Genomic DNA, 19,348 nt, shown 5'->3' on the forward strand with positions numbered 1-19,348 from the left:
CGTCATTTTTAATGTGATCTCAACAAATTAAATTTGAAGTTATGGTAACATGACAGTACTAGATTGAATGGAGAGAATATCCGATGAAAATAAATCAATTAATTGCTAACAATATAAATCGTTTAGATGTCGGCTTGCCGGAAGATCAATCTATAGGAATTGCTGGATTGTCCGGATCGGGTAAAACAACCTTTTGTCAAACAATTGGTGAAGAATCCAAGAAGCGTCTCGTTTCTTTATTGCCAAAGGCTGAATATCAGTATTTGTTCCCCAATATTATGGAAACGAATTTCAGTGCTATCAAAATGGAAGATATGCCTTTAGTACTTTTTCTCGGGAAATCATCCATTTCTGCCAATCCACGTTCAACGGTTGGTACTCATACAGGCGTTTTTAAAGAGATTCGTGAAAGGCTTGCAGAAAAGTTTGATCTTTCGCCAGAGGTTTTTTCCTTTAATAATGCATTAGGCTGGTGTCCTGCTTGTAAAGGACGTGGTACGACTAAAAATGTCGAATGTAAAAAATGTGAGGGCAAGCGCTATAATCCGGAAGTTGAGCAATATAAGCTAGAATTATGGAATCAACCACATAGTATTTCCGATATAAACAATTTAAGTATAGAAGCGATTTATTCCCTTTCAGAGGAACTTGCGATTAGCGAAGAAAGACAACGTATTCTTACAAATATTATTAATATGAATATAGGTTACTTAACGTTAAATCGAATTATGGGTACCTTGTCTGGAGGAGAATTAACACGACTTTACTTGGCAGAATTTATGGCAGCCAGTGAAAATACCGTGATTATTATTGATGAAATTTCTGTTGGTCTTGATCACCAAACACTGTTGAAAATTTTAGAACAGATTAAACAATTAGGCTATAAAAACCAAATTTGGCTTATTGATCATTCTGATACGGTGCTAGATACAGCGGATGAGCAACTGTTCTTTGGGCCCGGTAGTGGTAAATACGGCGGAAAAATTGTCGAAGAATCACCACGTCCAAAACCTGTTTATTGGGATCAAAATCAGGCAAAACCTACAGAATATTATCAATTTCATGATCTTTACTGTCGTAATATTGAGGTGGCTGAAATTCAGATTCCTAAAAATAGACTTGTAACCGTTACAGGTGAGTCTGGCTGTGGAAAATCGACCCTAGTCAATGAGTGTATTTCTAAAGATTTCCTAAAACGATATCCAAAAGATAAACTAGTCATGGTAGGACAAGACCGAAACCAATCAATTACTAGCCGATCAACTGTTGCAACGTTTCTTGATATCAAAAAGAAAATAACTAGATATAGTGACGAAATTGACGATATTTTCCAACGTTCAATTGAGGATATTATTGAGGAGCTTCCAAATGAAGACATCGCTCATAAACGCTTAAGTTTACTGATTAAGCTGGGGCTTGGTTATTTGACGTTGGAGAGAAAAACACAATCCTTATCGACAGGTGAATTTCAATGTGTTCATTTAGTTTCTGAGCTGTTTTCGAACGCAAGAAACCCCCATACGCTGTTTATTTTTGACGAGCCTTCAAAAGGTTTATCACAAAACATTTTAAATCAATTCATTGATAGTGTGAGGGACATTCTCCAAGATGAATCCGTCTCTATTATGATGATTGAACATAATGCCTATATGCTAGAAAGCTCTGATTTTATCGTTGATTTTGGTAAGCGACAGCAGGAACCTGTTCGACATCTTGATGTTGTCAGTCATGATGATTATTTTAGTCAACTTAACAGTACAAACAGTGATGCTCCATTGCATATATCTTCTACACTAGCTTCAAAAAATGGCATCCATTACTTAGAAGAAAATCATATTAGCTATTTTAAAAAGGCAGAAAACATCTATAAAGGCGGTATCTTAAAAAGCTTATCATCAATGGCCCGTTTAATTTATGGTGAATACGAATCTGCAACAATCGCACCAGTCGTCGCCATTGATTTGGAAAGACATTTGTATAGTCAGTATAGCTTTCTATATGAAATTGGTGGCCTAATCAACCATATCGTGGCTGCGCATCCGACGAATAAAGATACAAGAAGCTTCGATTTCTTTAGTCAAGAAAATCATTGTCCAAGTTGTTCTGGCCGCCTGGAAATTGAAAAATTTGATTTCGATATAGTCATACAAGACAAAACAGTGCCATTTTGGGATGGCTTATTACATCCAGACGTGATGGAAGTATTAACATATTATCAATATCCGAAATTGCAATTCCTGTTTGATGAGATCAAAAATGAACTAGGTCAAGATATTAGTAAAAGCTACAATGAGATGACCGAAGAAGAAAGACATACATTCCTATATGGTTATTGGGAAAAATCATTTTATGATAAAGCAACTAAGTCCTCAAAAAAATGGGAAGGTTTTAATTTTATCCTTGGACGTTATATCGTTATTTCGAAATCAATTATTAAAGAGCAAATGAAAGAATCAAAAGAAATGATTGCCTGTCCAATCTGTCAAGGAGCGGTGCTAAACCATAAGAAAAAACTAACGTTTGGAAACACTGATATTCGCGAGATAATTCATCAACCTATCGATCAGGTCATAAAAACTGTAGGGAGCTTACCGGAGCTTGAAAAACTAAAAGCAATTGTAGGAGGCGATACGACTCTTACGGAAGATGTCTCCTTACTTCCTAGAGAAACACAAGTATCGTTAAAAATGCTGGAATTAGAATTAGCAAGCTTTGCCGATTATGAAATAGTACTAAATAATGTTTTACCATTCTGGGACAAAATTAAAGACAATATCGAAACAATAAGCAGCCAAAATCTAATAACAATTTGTGATTTTTCCAACATTGACGAAACGAGAGAAACCATCATTGATAAGTATTTCACTAATGGAAAATACAAAAAACTAACGTACGTCTATGAAGCATTTGGCTACAAAAAAATTGTGACACAAATTAATAAAATTAAAGCAAGTCATAAATGTCCATTCTGTAATGGGAAGAAAGTCATTTCAGAAGACAATCTCCATGATGGCGTCTATAAATTATCAGTACCATGTGTAAGTTGCTCTGCAAGTGGCATCAATGATGAAGGACGTAAGGAAATTGTCGATGGTGTAGACGTGCAAACTTGGCTAACTGGCAAAGTAAGTGACGTTGTGGCTGAAAGCTTACGAACGGATGCTGTTGCAGACATTCCAATTTTCAATCGTATTCGTGAGTTGAATAAACGAGATATGATGGCGATTTATCAATGCCTTGAGCAAAACAATTAAATCTAGCCATACTTGAAAGGAAAGCTACCTCTGATAGACTCATTTGCAATAATAATATTGCAGATGAGTTTTTATGTTATTCTGAGGAGGAGCTTAGAAAAGTCATTACAATAAAAGGGGAAAGATAGGAATGGCAGAATTAATAGATTGGAAAAATAATGCTCAAGGGCATAAATTTATAGCTTCTTTTAGCGGAGGAAAGGATAGTGTCTTAGCTCTCTATAAAGCAATGAAGGTTGGAGAGGCGATTGGACTAATCGTAATGCTGGAGGAAGAAGGGGAACGTTCCAGATCCCATGGAATGCCTCCGGAACTCATACGTGCCCAAGCTAAATCTATAGGTTTACCTGTATATACTGCCGCTTCAAGCTGGGCAGAGTATGAAAAAGTATTTATGAGCCTTTTAGAAAAAGCCAAAAATCAAGGTGCAGAAGTTTTAGTAACGGGAGACTTAGATATGCCAGAGCATGGTTGTTGGCATGACAAGGTTACGAAGAATGCTGGGTTAAAGCTAGGCATGCCTTTATGGGAAATGAACCATCGCGATGCTGTTGAAGAGTTCATAAACCTAGGATTTGTTACAATCATTGTAACTGTTAATTTATCACTGGGAATGCGTGAGGATGATTTAGGGCGAACGTTAACCCATGAATATGTGAAGGAGCTTGAAGCTCGCGGTATTGACCCTTGCGGAGAAGGTGGAGAATTCCATACTACAGTATTAGATGGGCCCATTTTTAAACATCCTATTGCAGTTCGTAAATGTGTAGTTATGAAAGACGGAGATTATGCTTTTTTGCCATTGGAGCTTGATGAAATGGCAAGAAGGGATACCTTATAAAGTATTAAAAATATAAGTTTTCAATATAATGTACTTTCCTTTAAATACAGAGAATAATATGGGACATTGCCTAAAGTAGATAGGCAGTGTCCCATTACTTTTTTATTTTTTTAAGCCAGCAGCAATGAACGGGCCATTTAGAGTGATAGTCGATATTATTCGAGCCATTTCTTGTGGAGATTCTTTTCCGTCACTAAGTAACCGTTGCTGAACGACACCGATATGTGCCGAAGCCATATAAGAAACTAAGTATTCTCCTGGTACAAGTAAATTTTCTTGTTTAATCGGGATTTCAGTACCTTCAAATATTGTTTTCCACATGAAAATTTTTAATTTTGTTTGAAAAGATAAGTCTCCATTTGGACCTAATACAGCTTTCATAAATCTTCTATTCCGATCTAAAAATTCATGGTAGGAATCAATATTCCTGAGTTTATGGATACAGCCTTATTTTTATTGATTACTTTCTTTAGTTTCTTTTTATTAATCTCAGCAGTTCTTTTCATGGTTTGGAATTAAAGGAATAGCTATTTTTGCTTTAATGCTATTCTTTGGTGGACCACTCCTTGCACTGGCTCCTGAGATGATGTCATCATTTTATCGCGATTGGGTTTATTCCTGGTTACCAATGCGATTTATGATTGAAGGTTTACGAGAGCTCTTTTTCTTTGGGAAAGGACTAACTTGGAACACATCTTTATCTGTCCTTGTCTGGATTGGAGCAGTAAGTATTTTGATCATCCTTGCGTCAGCGTTCAAATTTAAATCTGCAAATAGGGAAGAATCACTTATAGAAGATTGAAGAACTAGAAGAGATGAATGAAACTAGTACAACGAGAAAAAAGACCTCATTTTGATCAATTTTTCAAAATGAGGTCTTTAATATTGATTTTAAAATTAGGGATCTACTGAATATGGAGCTATGGAATAATTCGCTTCTAGTATTTTACTTGGAAGTGCTGATAGAAGCCGCATCAAAATTGAATATATGCCATTAACGAACTTTTTTATATAAAACCCTTCAAAATATTCGTGTTTAAGAAGTGAAAATGCTATTTCTCTATCAGCTGAACACTTCATCAATCGAATAAAACACGAATATTAAAGTTGACGATTATCTAAACGTTATTCCTCAGCGGATGAGAAATAAACTATTTGCAAGCTGTCGAGCTGTGTAATAGCTATATAATGTAAGTGAGATATTCTATAATAAAAAAACCAATACTTATAGAGGGAGACTTTCTAATGAATAAATTTCCAATCATAGAAACAGAAAGGTTAATTTTAAAAGAAGTGACACCTGAGGATGCTAACGATATGTATAAATACCTATCAGATAAAGACGTTGTTAAACATATGGGGTTAGAACCATACGAATCACCAAATGACGTCTTGAGCGAAATAAGATGGTATAAATCTATATTGGAAGAAGGTACAGGTATAAGGTGGGGGATTACACAGAAAAATATTGGTGTTGTTATAGGTAGTTGTGGCTTTCTGAATATGCGCCCTAAACATTATCGAGCTGAAATAGGGTTTGAATTAAATAAAGAATATTGGGGACAAGGAATAGCTGGTGAAGCTTTAGAAGCTGTTATTAAATATGGCTATAAACACTTTGAATTGGAACGAATTGAGGCTCTAATTGATCCTGCGAATTTATCATCACAAAAATTAGTAGAAAATCAGGGGTTTAAAAGAGAAGGCTTATTGAGGCATTATGAATATACTTGTGGAAAGTTTGATGATTTATATATGTACGCAATCATTAAAGGAGACCTCAAATGAATTTAAAAAGGCGAGAGTATCCTTATGTCGCTAATTGGGACTTTTATGGAATAAGAAATGATCAGACTTTATGGAGGGCTGTTGAAGAAGAGAATGGAGGAATAGGATGAGGAAAGGACAGATCCGAGCAATAGCTATTTGTGTATTTAGGAAAGGCGATTCGATACTTGTCTCTGAAGGCTTTGATGAAGCAAAGGGAGATCATTACTATCGGCCAATTGGTGGAGGAATTGAATATGGGGAGACAAGTTCTAAAGCAATAAAGAGAGAAGTGCTTGAAGAAATCGGGGCAAATATAAATAACTTAAACTATTTAGGTACAATTGAAAACATATTTACATATAACGGTGACCTTGGACACGAAGTAGTTTTTGTATATGATGCTGAATTTGTTGAAAAGTCCTTTTATGAAAAACCTTCTTTTTTCGGACAAGAAGATAATGGTGCAATCTTCAAATTGCTTTGGAAGCCAATTAGCGATTTTACAAATAATAAATTAAAATTAGTTCCAGACGGATTAGTCGATTTGCTTTAGATCACTAAATGAGTTAAGAACCTTCTTTCTTGTACAAATTGGGCGGCATTCCTGTAATAAAAGATAAAATTGTGAAGTAATACACTTAAGCTATCGGTTGCTATAGTTCAATAAGGTGTATTAAAATAATCAATCTTTTTTATAAAAAACCATACCTAGTTATAAAAGTAACGCCATTTTGATCAATCTTTTTTCAAAATGGCGTTTTTCTATTTGTTATTAAATATGTAATAAGACAATAAAATTATTTAATTTTAAAACCTAAAACAAGCATAATCCCTTTCTTAAGAAAAAATATTAAGCGATAAATTAACATTATTGATTTTTTGAATCGAAAAAATTAAATATGTTATTTATATTTTTAATTTCTTGTTGTATAATCGAATCAACTAAAAGAAAGGAATGTCATTATGGCTTATAAAGTAATCACAAATTGTCCTGTCTGCAGTAAAACATTGAAAATTACAAAGTTGCAGTGCTCTCATTGTCACACGACGATTGAAAATGAGTTCGAATTATCTAAGCTGGCATCCTTATCAAAGGATCAGCTTCATTTTGTGGAAGTATTTTTAACATGCAGAGGGAATATCAAAGAAGTTGAAAAGGAACTAGGGATTTCGTATCCAACAGTTCGAGGCAAGCTAACAGACATCATTTCATCCCTTGGATATATACAGAAGAAGAAAAATGAAGTAGACGAGAAAAAAATTGTCACTATGTTGGAAAATGGCGAAATCACAACAGAAGAAGCCATTAAACTTTTAAAAGAGGAATAAGGAGGAATATATCATGAAAGAGGAAATCTCAAGAGTGTTAACAATGGTTCAAGAAGGTAAGATTGATGCAGATAAGGCATCCGAACTGATTCAAGTATTAAAAGAGAAAGCAGAAACAGATGATAATCTTTTAGAAAAACCGACTAAATATTTAGATAAAACTTTAAAAATTCGTGTTGTATCAGCCGAAAATGATAACGTTACGGTCAATTTGCCTTTAAAGCTTGTCAAGGTTGTATTAATGGCTGGACACAGCATCGCAGCGAGTATTCCTCAATCAGAAAAATACGTTAAAGATATTGACATAAACCTTATAATAGAAGCAATCGAAAACGAATTAGATGGCCAAATTGTAGATATTAAATCGGCAAATGGGGATACCGTTTCGGTCATCATTGATTAGTGATTGGCTTATGATGCATGTAAAAGTGAAAGCAAAAGACATTCGGTTTACCATCCCGATTCCATATGCTATTTTAAACATTGTTATTTCAATTTTGTCTTCAAAATTTATTCAGCAAAATGCAAACAAATGGACAAAAGAGCACTTCGAAAGAAAAAAACTGGACTTTACCTTTCCACTAATAGACAAAGAAACGCTAAAGCCTATGGTTAAGGAACTGAAAAATTATAAAGGGCTCGTGCTAGTAGATGTCAAAGCTAAGGACGGTACTGAGGTTAAGGTTAGATTATAATTTATTATAGAAAATTTTTTGATGTAAGATACTTCACTATACAAAAAATATTATTTGTATCTGTTATTTAAAAGTTCTTGCCTATGTACGATTTAGATTAGGATTACTTTTATCTATTCCTGTACTAGTTTTTGTCGTATTGAATGCATTAGGTGTTGAACTTAATAATTTGATGAAAGCAAGTATGCAAGCAAGCTTATCTTTTAGCAGTAATATCTACAATAGTTGCAGTTACATTTGAAGAGATACTAATGCGAGGTATTTTATTAAATGGATTCATAAAAGCTTGGATTCATAAAACGAATATGATTTGGTTATCAGTTATTGGGTCCAGCATGTTATTCTCAATCGCACATGCTGGAAATATGCTTGCTGGACAAGCGGTTGATGCAACTATGCAACAATTATTGGATACAACAGGTATGGGGTTCTTTTTTGCTGCTATATATTTAAGAACGAACAATTTATTAATTCCAATTATAGCGCATTTTGTAGTAAATATAGTCTCTGAGTTACAAGTATTAGGTGTTGATTTGACGCAAGTTGTGAATGAGAGTACACAGGAAACAAATAATTTAGTAGAGTTTATAGTTATTGGAACGGCATCGTTAATTTTAATAACTTCCTCATTTATTTACTTACGAAAAAAGAAATCTGCTGAAGTCTTAGGTCGTATAAAAGGGGATTATTCGTTTAAATAATACTCATTATCGTTTAATGTAGATTTGTCTACTATTCATAAAAATTATTCATAAGAATGACAAACTTAGCTGATTGTTACAGAATCAAAATACATGTTCGTTGAAGATAAATACATATATTTGTTGATTTTAAAACGGGAATACAAAAAGAATCGGGCAATATAAAGTGTGGCCACTAAAAATATTTTGAATTAAAGAATATGATGCTTTATGTAAAGCTTTTAGACATATTAAAGGGATCCCTTCAGAAGAATGCGGATTAACAATGTTAAGGAAATTACGAAAAAACAAGAGCAAACACATCATTAGTGTTTGCTCTTGTTTTTTAATCCTTCCTTTGTTCGGTGGACAATCCAATATCTTTTAAACTAACTGAATGTGTGATATGAATGTATCAAATTATTTAATGCTAAGTAACTTGATATCTCTTTCTTCAAAATAAACGACGAATTCAATCTTCCGTACTTCTAGCTAAATGAGAGAAACTTTAAACAATAATTAAATCCCCAGGTATCAATTTATCCTTCAAACGATTCAACTATTATTGTCGCGTACTCACACGTGCATAGCCAAATTGGATATTTGCGGTGCATCTCGCCTTTGTAGTCGGACCTACGTAAACTGGAATTATAAAACATTTAAATTCTATGCAACTATTTACTATTCAAAAAACTCTAACGGTGTGTAAAGAAAGAAGAGGTGTTAAAAATGGAATCTGAATTTCTAGTGAAAAAAGCGCAAAAAGGAGATGGAGAAGCGTTTATACAATTAGTTAGGCAATACGAATTGATTCTTTATCGTACAGCAAAGAGATTAGGTCTAACAGATGAAGATATAGCAGATTTATTGCAAGAGACGGTATTAACTGCATTTGAAAAAATAGGCACTTTAAAAGAGGTAAAATATTTTAATACGTGGCTTTGCCGCATCTTATTGAACAATTGTTATCGCTTTATGAAGCAGCATAAGCAGGTTGTACCGCTCGATTCGGAGACACTAAATGCATTGGCACATCAAGATAATTTATCAATAGAGCTTGATGATGCGTTGAATAGCTTAGATGAAAATTATCGTATTGCGTTAACACTTTATTATGTGAGTGGGCTAACAACAAAGGAAATCAGCGAATTTCTTCATGAACCCGAAGGCACTATTAAATCGAGAATTTCGAGAGCAAAACAGCATTTGAAAAACAACTATTATGTTGAGGAGGCGCAACCGCAATGAAAAAAAATGTAGAGGAACGTATACTGCAGGAAATGAATAAAGAGCAAGAACTACCGCAATCGATTCGAATGGCTTTTGATCAATCCTATGAACTAATTAATCAGCAATCCAAGAAAAAAACTCGATTATCATGGCTAAAAGCTATATCAGCAGCAGTAGCGACAATTGCATTAACTTCAAGTGTCTTGCTAACAAATGATTCGGCATTAGCAACATTAAAAGCCTTTTTTGGATTTGATGATCCCGGGTTAGAGGTTGCAGGTGATAATGGGGATGTGCAATATGTAGGACAAACACAACAATCAGAAAATATCACTATTGCACTCGAGCATTTATTTGCAGATGCTTATCGACTAGGCCTGCAGTTAAATATTCAATCTGAAAATATCGAAATGGACAATTTGTATTATATGAGCGTGGAATATCGGCTCTATAATGCACAAGGCGTCGAAATAGATGCCCTTGTGTCGGATACGAAGACAATAGAAGGACCAGGAATGTATACGGGCTACCAATTCCAATTAGAAAATATAAAAAATAATGCCACAACACTGGAAATGCTGGCGGAGTCTACTACAACAGCTGTTCCCCCTTTAGATGGTGCAAAATTAGTCATTGAAGAGGTGCATTTTGTAAACAAAGAAGGAGGGATTATTTCAGTAGATGGAGAATGGGCATTTGATTTACAGCCTGCCACTGTTGAAACACAGGTCTTTGTAGCGCAAAACGAGGTGACAGGTCTTGAATTACAGCAAGCTATGTTATCAAACGGTTCAATGTATATTTCCTTTACAATTAACCGTAATATTGAAGATGAAAATTATATTTTCGATACAGCACTACTAACTAGCAATAATGAAGCGTTCTATGCAAATGGTGCAAATGTTGAACGTACGAATGAATATACTACTATTAATTTAGTTTTCCCATACAGCATATGGAATGAACAGCAATCTCTTTCATTAGCTGTGAAGGGCTATGAAAAATTAAGATTAGTGAAGAAAGAATAATTTGATATTTCTTTTTTAACCAACTGCAAAGACTAGTTATTTAGAGGTATGGTCAATAATGTCCTAGCTTGTGGAGATTCATTCCTATAACCAATACCAAAACATGATTATGATAGTGTTCAGATAAATCGCTATGAACCATTGGGGATGAATACGGGTTTAGTTTAGTCATACTTATGTTCATAGCGATTCCATTTATAGTAATCCAATCAGATTAGAACAAATAAAGCGATGATTAGTTTAAAAATAATTTCTACTATTCTGAAATGTATGTTATAGTAGGAGCATAATTGAATATTGTGTAAGACTTGGTGCCAAATGAGAGTTTGGCTTAAAAGGGAAGTCGGTGAAAATCCGACGCTGTCCCGCAACTGTAATTCGGAGCAAATCACAAATGCCACTGGGAAACTGGGAAGGCTGTGAGGCGTGTTGATGAGAAGCCAGGAGACCTGCCAATTTCTAGTACACACCAAATACCTACGTGGAATAGGTGGTGAAAAGTGACCAAATAGGCACTGTGCGATAACAAATGATTTATGCGAAAGTATATACTTTTTTCGTATTGTTTTAGCATAATAATTTTAACATGCAGCCATTTTCCGAGCAGGAGATGGCTTTTTATTTTTTTCTAAAAAGGAGATTGACATGACCTATACAAGCACACTCATTGGTTACCCGTATATAGGGGAAGATCGCGAATGGAAAAAAGCATTAGAAGCATTTTGGCGCAACGAACTTTCTGAAGAGGACTTTGAGGAAAGATTAAAGAAAATCCGTTTATCTAGAATTGATAAGCAGCTACAACTTGACATCGATATGGTGACAATTGGCGATTTTACGTATTACGATAGAATGTTAGATACGGCATTGATGTTTGGTCTAATCCCAAAACGCTTTAACTGGCAAGGAGGGAAAGTTGATTTACCTACCTACTACAGCGTAGCAAGAGGAAATAAAACAGCCGTAGCTAGTGAGATGACAAAATGGTTTAATACAAACTATCACTATATTGTTCCTGAGTATGAGGGACAAGCCTTGCAACTAACAGAAAATAAAGTGTTAGCCGATTTTTTAGAGGCGAAGGAAGCGTACGGTATTATTGCGAAGCCGACATTGATTGGTCCCTATACATTTTGCAAGTTAACGAAAGGCTACAGCAAATTCACACAAGTTGAATACTTATTAGCCTTATTACCGCTCTATACGCAGGTATTAAAAGAATTAGTGGAGGCAGGGGCAAATTGGATTCAACTAGAAGAGCCGTCCCTTGTCACAACCCTTGATGCAGCAGAGATCAAGCTTGTGCAAGAGATTTACGACCAGTTAGCCGTTGCCGTTCCAGAGGCTAAGATCATGCTACAAACTTATTTTGAAGCATTATGCGCTTATGAAACATTGATTTCATTACCTGTACAAGGATTTGGTCTAGACTTTGTTCATGGCTATAAAGGAAATATGGCGTCACTTCGTCAATATGGTTTCCCTCAGGATAAAGTATTGGCAATCGGAGTTGTAAATGGACGTGATATTTGGCGTTCCAATCTAGCGGAGGTCAATGCTACGATTCAGGCGATTGAGCATTTAAGTAATGCAGCGGAGCTATGGATTCAACCATCCAGTAATCTACAACACGTACCCATTACAACTGCTCTTGAAAATGAGATTGACCCTGTTCTAAAGCACGCATTGGCCTTCGCAGATGAAAAAATCGTAGAAATTATAGAGCTGACTACATGTAGACGAGATAAAGAAGGTACCTTACAACACAATTTTTCAGAAAGTATGAAGGCGATTGAGGCTCTAAAAAATCATCCAATCCGTCAAAACAAGATGGTCCATCAAACAGTTCAAACTGTGACAACGCAAGATTTTGAACGACATAGTGAATTTACTCAACGTCAAAAGCTGCAGCAGCAAGCGTTAGCGTTACCGCTATTTCCAACGACAACAATCGGAAGCTTCCCGCAATCTGATGAGGTGAAAAGGAATCGTAATGCTTGGCGTAAAAAACAATTATCGAATGAAGCCTACGAAGCATTTATAGAGCAGGAAACAAAACGCTGGATTACGATACAAGAAGAACTAGATATCGATGTACTAGTTCATGGTGAATTTGAGCGTACAGACATGGTCGAATACTTTGGTGAAAAGCTGACTGGTTTTGCATTTACAGAAAAAGCATGGGTCGTTTCCTATGGATCACGCTGTGTCAAGCCACCGATCATTTATGGAGATGTTGCATGGGCTTCACCAATTACTGTAATAGAGTCAGCCTATGCCCAAAGCTTAACAATGCGCTTTGTAAAAGGCATGCTGACGGGGCCAGTGACGATATTAAATTGGTCCTTTGTGCGAGACGATTTGTCACGTAAAGATGTCGCTTATCAAATTGCATTAGCACTTCGTAAAGAGGTTGAAGCACTAGAAAAAGCAGGTATTTCGATTATTCAAGTGGATGAGCCAGCTCTAAGAGAAGGTTTACCGCTCCGAAAAGAAGAATGGGGTGCTTACTTAGATTGGGCTGTCAATTCGTTCAAGCTTGCTACTTCTAGTGTCAAAGATGAAACACAAATCCATACACATATGTGTTACTGCGAATTTAACGATTTCATTGAACCAATTAGCGCGCTAGATGCAGATGTTATTTCCATTGAAACATCACGAAGTCATGGAGAGCTTATCTCTTCACTTCAAGTGAATCCATATACAAAAGGGATTGGTTTAGGCGTATATGATATTCATAGTCCTCGTGTACCGAGCGACGAAGAAATGCTAACTATTATGAGAGATAGTTTGCAGGTGCTTGATCGCCATCAATTTTGGGTGAACCCAGACTGTGGGTTAAAAACAAGAAAAGAAACAGAAACCGTTGCGGCTTTAGCTAATATGGTTGCTGCAACGAAAACATTGCGCCAGGAAGTACAACAATCTATCTCGAGATAACGAAATCATTTTTTAAAATCTACTACAACTACTACATCTTCTCTCCGAAATACACCAAAGACCAGGTAAGTACCTGGTCTTTGGTGTTTCATTCTTCCGAGATTTTTATTATATTCAGAAAATAAAATTGACGTGAACAATCGAGCATGTTATGTTTATTACTAATTTCATAGCAATCATTACAAGTTTGAGTGAAAAAGCCTTTCATTCAATTAAAAGGAAAATGGGTGTAAATCCCATGCTGTCCCGCAGCTGTAAATGAGGAGTTTTGTTTCAAATACCACTGAGTGATTACTTGGGAAGGTGAAGCAAAATCATGATTCATGAGCCAGAATGCCTGCTTGTAAGAAGATTCATTAATGATCTACGAAAGATAGGGAGATGGATGGAGACTTACTCATTGTATGTTTTTCTGTCCTTATTCTTTTTTTAGAATAAGGTTTTTTTATGCCTTCTCTTCATCTACAAGTAGATTCATTTTGTACCACGAATAGAGATAGGAGACAGAAAATGAGATTGACAAAGTATTTACTTCCTTTCATGCTTGTGTTGACTTTCAGTGTACTTGCTGGCTGTACAAGCAAGGATCAAAAAAAGGGAGAAACAGCAACACAGCAAACAGATGAAAAAATGATAACGATTGGATGGCCATTAGATGTCGGCCCATTGAACCCCCATACATATTTGCCTAATCAAATGACCGCACAAGCAATGGTCTATGAATCCTTGGTGGAATACAACGATGATGGAACTGTTACCCCAAAACTAGCAGAAAGTTGGGACATCTCAGAAGATAAAACTACTTATACTTTTCATTTAAGAAAAGATGTTACGTATTCAGATGGAACAGCTTTTAATGCAGATAATGTGATTCGTAACTTCGATGCCGTCTTAGCGAATCGGGAAATGCATTCTTGGATGGGTATGGTCAACCATATGAAAGAGGTTGTGAAAGTGGATGATTTTACAATTCGTTTGCAATTGGATGAACCTTATTATCCTGTCTTAAACGAGCTTGCCTTCGTAAGACCATTTCGTTTTTTAGCGGATAATGGATTCCCAGCAGGAGATGCAACGCAAAATTCTATCAAAGTATCTATTGGAACAGGTCCATGGGTATTAACCGAATACAAAAAAGATGAGTATGCTTTATTTAGTCGCAACGAAAACTATTGGGGCGAAAAACCTCTCGAAGAACAAATAAAAATTAAAGTTATCCCTGATTCAGAATCTATATCGTTGGCATTTGAAAACGAAGAATTAGATTTAATTTATGGTCGTGGCATCATTAGTTTAGATAACTATACGTATTTAAAAGATAGTGGGAAATACAAAACTGCTACCTCTGAACCTTTATCTACGAAAGCGTTACTATTCAATACTCAGTCAGGTCCGTTAGCCGAATTAAAGGTACGTCAAGCCGTTCAATATGCCATCAATAAGGAACAAATGGTTGACAGTATTACACATGGTACAGAAAAAGTGGCTAATACACTATTTTGGGACGCAATTCCTTATGCCAATATTGATTTAGCGCCAATCTTGTATAATCCAGAAAAAGCGCAACAGTTGCTAGATGAAGCAGGATGGACGTTACAGAAGGGCGAAAAAATTCGTTCGAAAAACGGGCAACCCTTATCATTAGATTTGATCTACATTGCAACAGATGCGATCCAAAAGCCAATGGCGGAATTAATGCAAGGTGAACTAGCGAAAATAGGGGTACAGCTGAATTTAGAAGGCGCAGATGTGATGGTGGGTCTTCAAAAATTAATGGATGATCAGGTGGATATTAATTTCTGGCGAACAAATGGACCACCAACAGATCCACATAGCTTTGCGAATGAATCAGCTACACCAAACGCTAGTGGTGTTTATGAAGCGAAATTAGGCTTACCAAATGCCAAAGAAATCGATAATAAAATACATCAATTATTAATTGGTACAGATGAAGAGGAACGAGTGCAACTTTACACGGATATTTTAACAGTGTTCCATGACGAAGCACTATTCTATCCTATATCTTACGAAACAAATAATGTGATTTATCATCCATATATGAAGGATTTTGCGCCACGTGCATCTGAATATGATATTCCCTATGCACAAATGGATAAAGAAAAATAAGAGTAGAAGAGAGAGTATGTCTAGCAAAGACATCTCTCTCTTTATCATAGGATTGAGTAGGAAGTGACAGCATGTATGAATCGACATGGATGTTTTGTTTAAAAAGAATTTTGACTTTGCCGTTTGTCTTACTAGGAGTTTCCATCCTAACCTTTGTATTTATTCGTTTCGTTCCAGTAGAGCCTGCTGAGGTCATGCTGCGATTGGCAAGAGTTGCCCCAACCGAGGAAGCCATTCAGGCATTACGTGAAGAACTTGGAACGGACAAACCTTTTCTTATTCAATACTTGCTATGGGGAAAAGGGGTTTTACAGCTAGATTTTGGTACATCTTTTGTTAGTAAATTACCAGTGGCACAAGAGCTATTTGCGAAATTACCCGCAACCATTGAATTAGCTCTTGCTGCATTTGTCCTCATTTTAGGATTCAGTATACCATTAGGGATTATTAGTGCATTGTCTAAGCATTCCATCATCGATAAAATCATTAGATTCTTTAGCATATTGAGTGTATCGATTCCAACATTTTGGTTAGGTTTTTTACTACTCTATCTATTTAGCTTGAAATTAGGTATTTTTCCAACAAACGGAAAGGGAACGCTAGCTCATCTAGTTTTACCTGCGCTTGCATTAGCCTTACCTTCAATTGGACTGTTCGTTCAGTTTATCCGTTCAACTATCATTGAAGAGTTACAGCAGCATTATGTTCAATATGCTCAGCTAAGAGGATTAAAAAACTCTGTTATCCTCATACGTCATGTTCTGAGAAATGCTGCTATACCATTGACTTCCTTGTTAGGTATGACACTTGGTAATTTACTAGGTGGTGCAGTGATTGTGGAACAGGTTTTTAGTTGGCCAGGACTCGGTAGGTATTTAATAGAATCCATTATGAACAGGGATTACCCAGTTGTACAATCCTATGTATTGATTATTGCTGTCATCTATGTGCTTGCAAATTTAGGCACAGATGTATTGCATCGTCTATTGGATCCTCATCTTATGATGAAGGACAGGAGAGATTAAAGTGAGCCTAGTACGAAAAGAAAGTGTAAATGTTAAAGGATTATTTAGTCTAACGATCCTTGTGGTCATTGGCTTGCTAGGACTGTTTGCGCCAATTTTAATGCCCCATGACCCTTTAGCAGTCGATATATCAAAGAAATTTTTAGGCCCTTCAATGGACTATCCATTAGGTACAGATCATTTAGGAAGATGTGTCTTGTCACGGATGCTTTTAGGTATTCGTTATTCATTAGGATCAGCACTCGTCATTCAAATAGTTGCCATTGTGTTAGCTATCCTACTCGGTGCTTTTGTTGCGCTAAAAAGAGGCATAATAGATTTCCTATTTATTCGAATATGTGATATTTTATTAGCTTTTCCTACGCTTGTACTTGCATTTGGACTTTTAGGTGTATTAGGCCCTAGCTTAAAAAATGTCTTAATAGCCCTTATTTTTACACAGCTTATTTATTATTCAAGAATGATCCGAAGTTTATTTATTGGGATGAATGAAAAAGACTTTATTCAAGCTGCAAGGATTACTGGCACTACAGGATTCAAATTAATTATACGTCATTATATTCCCAATATATTGCCACCTATTGTCACAATTGTTGCATTAGATGTGGGGAAGGTGATTTTAGAAATTGCAGGCTTTTCCTTTATTGGACTTGGCGTGCAGGCACCCATCCCAGAATGGGGCATGATGGTGAATGAAGGAAAACAATACATCCGTCAGCATCCTGAATTAATGCTTTATCCTGGACTTGCTATCGTCCTTGTAGTGCTATTATTGAATCATTTGGCAAGTAGTTTCAAGAAGCTTGACCAGTAAGGGGTAATTATGGAGAAAGTTTTAGAAGTGAAAGACTTAACGGTAAAAATCGGCGAGAAAAATGTATTGAGCTCTATCAATATGACAGCCTATAAAGGGCGTGTCTTAGGAATTATAGGGGAAAGTGGTAGTGGAAAGACTATGCTTTGCCACGCCATCATGCAAACATTACCGTCTTTAGCACAGGTTACACAAGGTGAAGTCCTCTACCAGCAAGAAAATTTATTGAATGTTTCAGTTGCTAAATTGAGAACTTATCGTGGTCGGCATCTTTCGATGATTTTGCAAAACCCATCTACTGCCTTCGATCGTATTCAAACGATTGAAAGCCATTTTCGAGAAACATTAAAAGCGCACTTTAAGCTGACAAAAAAAGAAATGAGACAGATTGCCCTTGATGCCATGCATAAAGTCCATTTACCTAATCCAGAGCAGCTTTTGCACTATTATCCTTTCCAATTAAGTGGAGGAATGCTACAGCGAGTGATGATTGCTTTGTCATTGGCGATACAAGCTTCTCTATACATTGCAGATGAGCCAACGACAGCTCTTGATACAGTCAATCAAAAACAAGTATTAACACTATTTGATCGTATTCGCTCAGAAACAGATGCTGCTATTATTCTTGTGACTCATGATCTAGGTGTCATTGCTGAACTAGCTGACGATGTGGCCGTGATGTATCAAGGAGAAATTATTGAGCAAGCGAATGTCTATGATTTTTTTGATGCGCCTCAGCATCCCTATACAAAGAAACTTTTACAATCAAGAATTATGTTTTAGAGGTGAAAAAGTATGACGCTGCTAGAAGTAAAAAATATTGAGAAGCATTATGCTCAAAGACCGTTCATATTCAAACGAGGACAGGAAACTCCTGTATTACAGAAAGTAACATTTTCACTTCAGGAGGGCGAATGTTTAGGAATCGTCGGTCAAAGTGGTTCAGGGAAAAGTACATTAGGACGCATTATTTTAGGAATTGAGCGACCAACAAACGGTGAGGTTCTCTTTCAAGGCATCAATCTTTACAATGCAACCAACAAGCACAAAAAAATGATACGTAGAGATTTACAGGCCGTTTTTCAAAATAGCTATCATTCATTTAATCCGGAGCAGACGATTTTTGAGATACTAGAAGAACCGTTCCTTAATTTCGAGCATTTCAGCAAATCAGAGAGACAACATAAAGTAAGGGAATTACTAGACTGTGTGGAGTTAGAGAGTACAATGGCTCAAAACTATCCTTCGCAGCTAAGTGGAGGACAACAGCAACGTGTCAACATCGCTAGAGCTCTTGCGTTAAACCCAAAATTGATTGTATTAGATGAAGCCATTAGTAGTCTTGATATGATATTACAGAAACATATCATCCAGTTACTTCAAACACTTCAAAAAGACCTGCAGCTTGCTTACATTTTCATTTCTCATGATTTACAAGCAACACGCTTTTTGTCAGACCGAATACTCGTGATGCAGCATGGCCAGTTAGTAGAGGAGATTGGGAAAGATGGTGCATACCAACATCCAGCTTCTCAGGAACTATACAATGCAATCTTGCCATTGCATCCGCGAGAAAGAAATAATAAAAATAAAGGATTTTTATAATCCTGAG

Annotated in this window: 16 protein-coding genes, 2 pseudogenes and 2 riboswitches; of the genes and pseudogenes, 17 read left to right on the forward strand and 1 reads right to left on the reverse strand. The window is 36.1% G+C overall.

Annotated elements, in window-relative coordinates; translation table 11 throughout:
- Nucleotides 1-83: 83 nt before the first annotated feature.
- Nucleotides 84-3,254: an ATP-binding cassette domain-containing protein gene (locus tag AN161_RS23030; protein WP_053596648.1), complete on the forward strand. Its 3,171-nt coding sequence runs from the start codon at nucleotides 84-86 to the stop codon at nucleotides 3,252-3,254.
- Nucleotides 3,255-3,384: 130 nt separating this feature from the next.
- On the forward strand, nucleotides 3,385-4,095 hold the full coding sequence (locus tag AN161_RS23035; RefSeq protein ID WP_053596649.1) for a diphthine--ammonia ligase: 711 nt from the start codon (nucleotides 3,385-3,387) through the stop codon (nucleotides 4,093-4,095).
- 102 nt (nucleotides 4,096-4,197) lie between these two features.
- On the opposite strand, the pseudogene AN161_RS23040 reads toward AN161_RS23035, so the two are convergent.
- Nucleotides 4,198-4,503, reverse strand: a pseudogene (locus AN161_RS23040) (TetR-like C-terminal domain-containing protein); the annotation flags it as partial.
- Between AN161_RS23040 and AN161_RS23045 the strand changes: the two are divergent.
- From AN161_RS23045 to AN161_RS23115, 15 genes and pseudogenes are all read left to right on the forward strand, one after another.
- Nucleotides 4,504-4,897: pseudogene (locus tag AN161_RS23045) on the forward strand (phage infection protein); the annotation flags it as partial.
- A gap of 443 nt (nucleotides 4,898-5,340) precedes the next feature.
- Nucleotides 5,341-5,883 (forward strand): GNAT family protein, encoded by a 543-nt coding sequence (locus tag AN161_RS23050; RefSeq protein WP_053596652.1) that lies wholly within the window; start codon nucleotides 5,341-5,343, stop codon nucleotides 5,881-5,883.
- A 106-nt stretch (nucleotides 5,884-5,989) separates the two neighbouring features.
- Entirely contained in the window at nucleotides 5,990-6,418 is a 429-nt protein-coding gene (locus tag AN161_RS23055) for an NUDIX hydrolase (protein ID WP_053596653.1), read from the forward strand.
- A gap of 410 nt (nucleotides 6,419-6,828) precedes the next feature.
- On the forward strand, nucleotides 6,829-7,194 hold the full coding sequence (locus AN161_RS23060) for a DUF2089 domain-containing protein (RefSeq protein WP_053596654.1): 366 nt from the start codon (nucleotides 6,829-6,831) through the stop codon (nucleotides 7,192-7,194).
- 13 nt (nucleotides 7,195-7,207) lie between these two features.
- Nucleotides 7,208-7,597 (forward strand): hypothetical protein, encoded by a 390-nt coding sequence (locus AN161_RS23065; RefSeq protein WP_053596655.1) that lies wholly within the window; start codon nucleotides 7,208-7,210, stop codon nucleotides 7,595-7,597.
- Nucleotides 7,598-7,607: 10 nt separating this feature from the next.
- Nucleotides 7,608-7,889, forward strand: a complete 282-nt coding sequence (locus AN161_RS23070) for a hypothetical protein (RefSeq protein WP_053596682.1) — start codon at nucleotides 7,608-7,610, stop codon at nucleotides 7,887-7,889.
- A 251-nt stretch (nucleotides 7,890-8,140) separates the two neighbouring features.
- Nucleotides 8,141-8,590 (forward strand): CPBP family intramembrane glutamic endopeptidase, encoded by a 450-nt coding sequence (locus AN161_RS23075; RefSeq protein ID WP_053596656.1) that lies wholly within the window; start codon nucleotides 8,141-8,143, stop codon nucleotides 8,588-8,590.
- 708 nt (nucleotides 8,591-9,298) lie between these two features.
- Nucleotides 9,299-9,817, forward strand: a complete 519-nt coding sequence (locus tag AN161_RS23080) for a sigma-70 family RNA polymerase sigma factor (protein ID WP_053596657.1) — start codon at nucleotides 9,299-9,301, stop codon at nucleotides 9,815-9,817.
- Nucleotides 9,814-10,827, forward strand: a complete 1,014-nt coding sequence (locus AN161_RS23085) for a DUF4179 domain-containing protein (protein ID WP_053596658.1) — start codon at nucleotides 9,814-9,816, stop codon at nucleotides 10,825-10,827. Before AN161_RS23080 ends, AN161_RS23085 begins: the two co-directional genes overlap by 4 nt.
- A gap of 292 nt (nucleotides 10,828-11,119) precedes the next feature.
- A riboswitch (cobalamin riboswitch) is annotated at nucleotides 11,120-11,299 on the forward strand.
- Between the two features lie 173 nt (nucleotides 11,300-11,472).
- Entirely contained in the window at nucleotides 11,473-13,770 is a 2,298-nt protein-coding gene (gene metE / locus AN161_RS23090) for a 5-methyltetrahydropteroyltriglutamate--homocysteine S-methyltransferase (protein WP_053596659.1), read from the forward strand.
- A gap of 166 nt (nucleotides 13,771-13,936) precedes the next feature.
- A riboswitch (cobalamin riboswitch) is annotated at nucleotides 13,937-14,130 on the forward strand.
- A 150-nt stretch (nucleotides 14,131-14,280) separates the two neighbouring features.
- Nucleotides 14,281-15,897: a nickel ABC transporter substrate-binding protein gene (gene nikA / locus AN161_RS23095; RefSeq protein WP_075807330.1), complete on the forward strand. Its 1,617-nt coding sequence runs from the start codon at nucleotides 14,281-14,283 to the stop codon at nucleotides 15,895-15,897.
- Nucleotides 15,898-15,968: 71 nt separating this feature from the next.
- Nucleotides 15,969-16,922 carry a nickel ABC transporter permease gene (gene nikB / locus AN161_RS23100; RefSeq protein WP_075807331.1) on the forward strand — a complete coding sequence of 318 codons (954 nt, stop codon included), beginning with the start codon at nucleotides 15,969-15,971 and terminating at the stop codon, nucleotides 16,920-16,922.
- Nucleotide 16,923: 1 nt separating this feature from the next.
- A complete protein-coding gene (locus AN161_RS23105) occupies nucleotides 16,924-17,736 on the forward strand; it encodes an ABC transporter permease subunit (protein WP_053596660.1) in 813 nt (270 codons plus the stop codon).
- Between the two features lie 9 nt (nucleotides 17,737-17,745).
- Entirely contained in the window at nucleotides 17,746-18,519 is a 774-nt protein-coding gene (locus AN161_RS23110; RefSeq protein ID WP_053596661.1) for an ABC transporter ATP-binding protein, read from the forward strand.
- Between the two features lie 12 nt (nucleotides 18,520-18,531).
- On the forward strand, nucleotides 18,532-19,341 hold the full coding sequence (locus AN161_RS23115; RefSeq protein ID WP_053596662.1) for an ATP-binding cassette domain-containing protein: 810 nt from the start codon (nucleotides 18,532-18,534) through the stop codon (nucleotides 19,339-19,341).
- Nucleotides 19,342-19,348 lie beyond the last annotated feature (7 nt).

Origin of the sequence: Lysinibacillus sp. FJAT-14222, assembly GCF_001278875.1 — a bacterium.
Taxonomy (GTDB): domain Bacteria; phylum Bacillota; class Bacilli; order Bacillales_A; family Planococcaceae; genus Lysinibacillus; species Lysinibacillus agricola.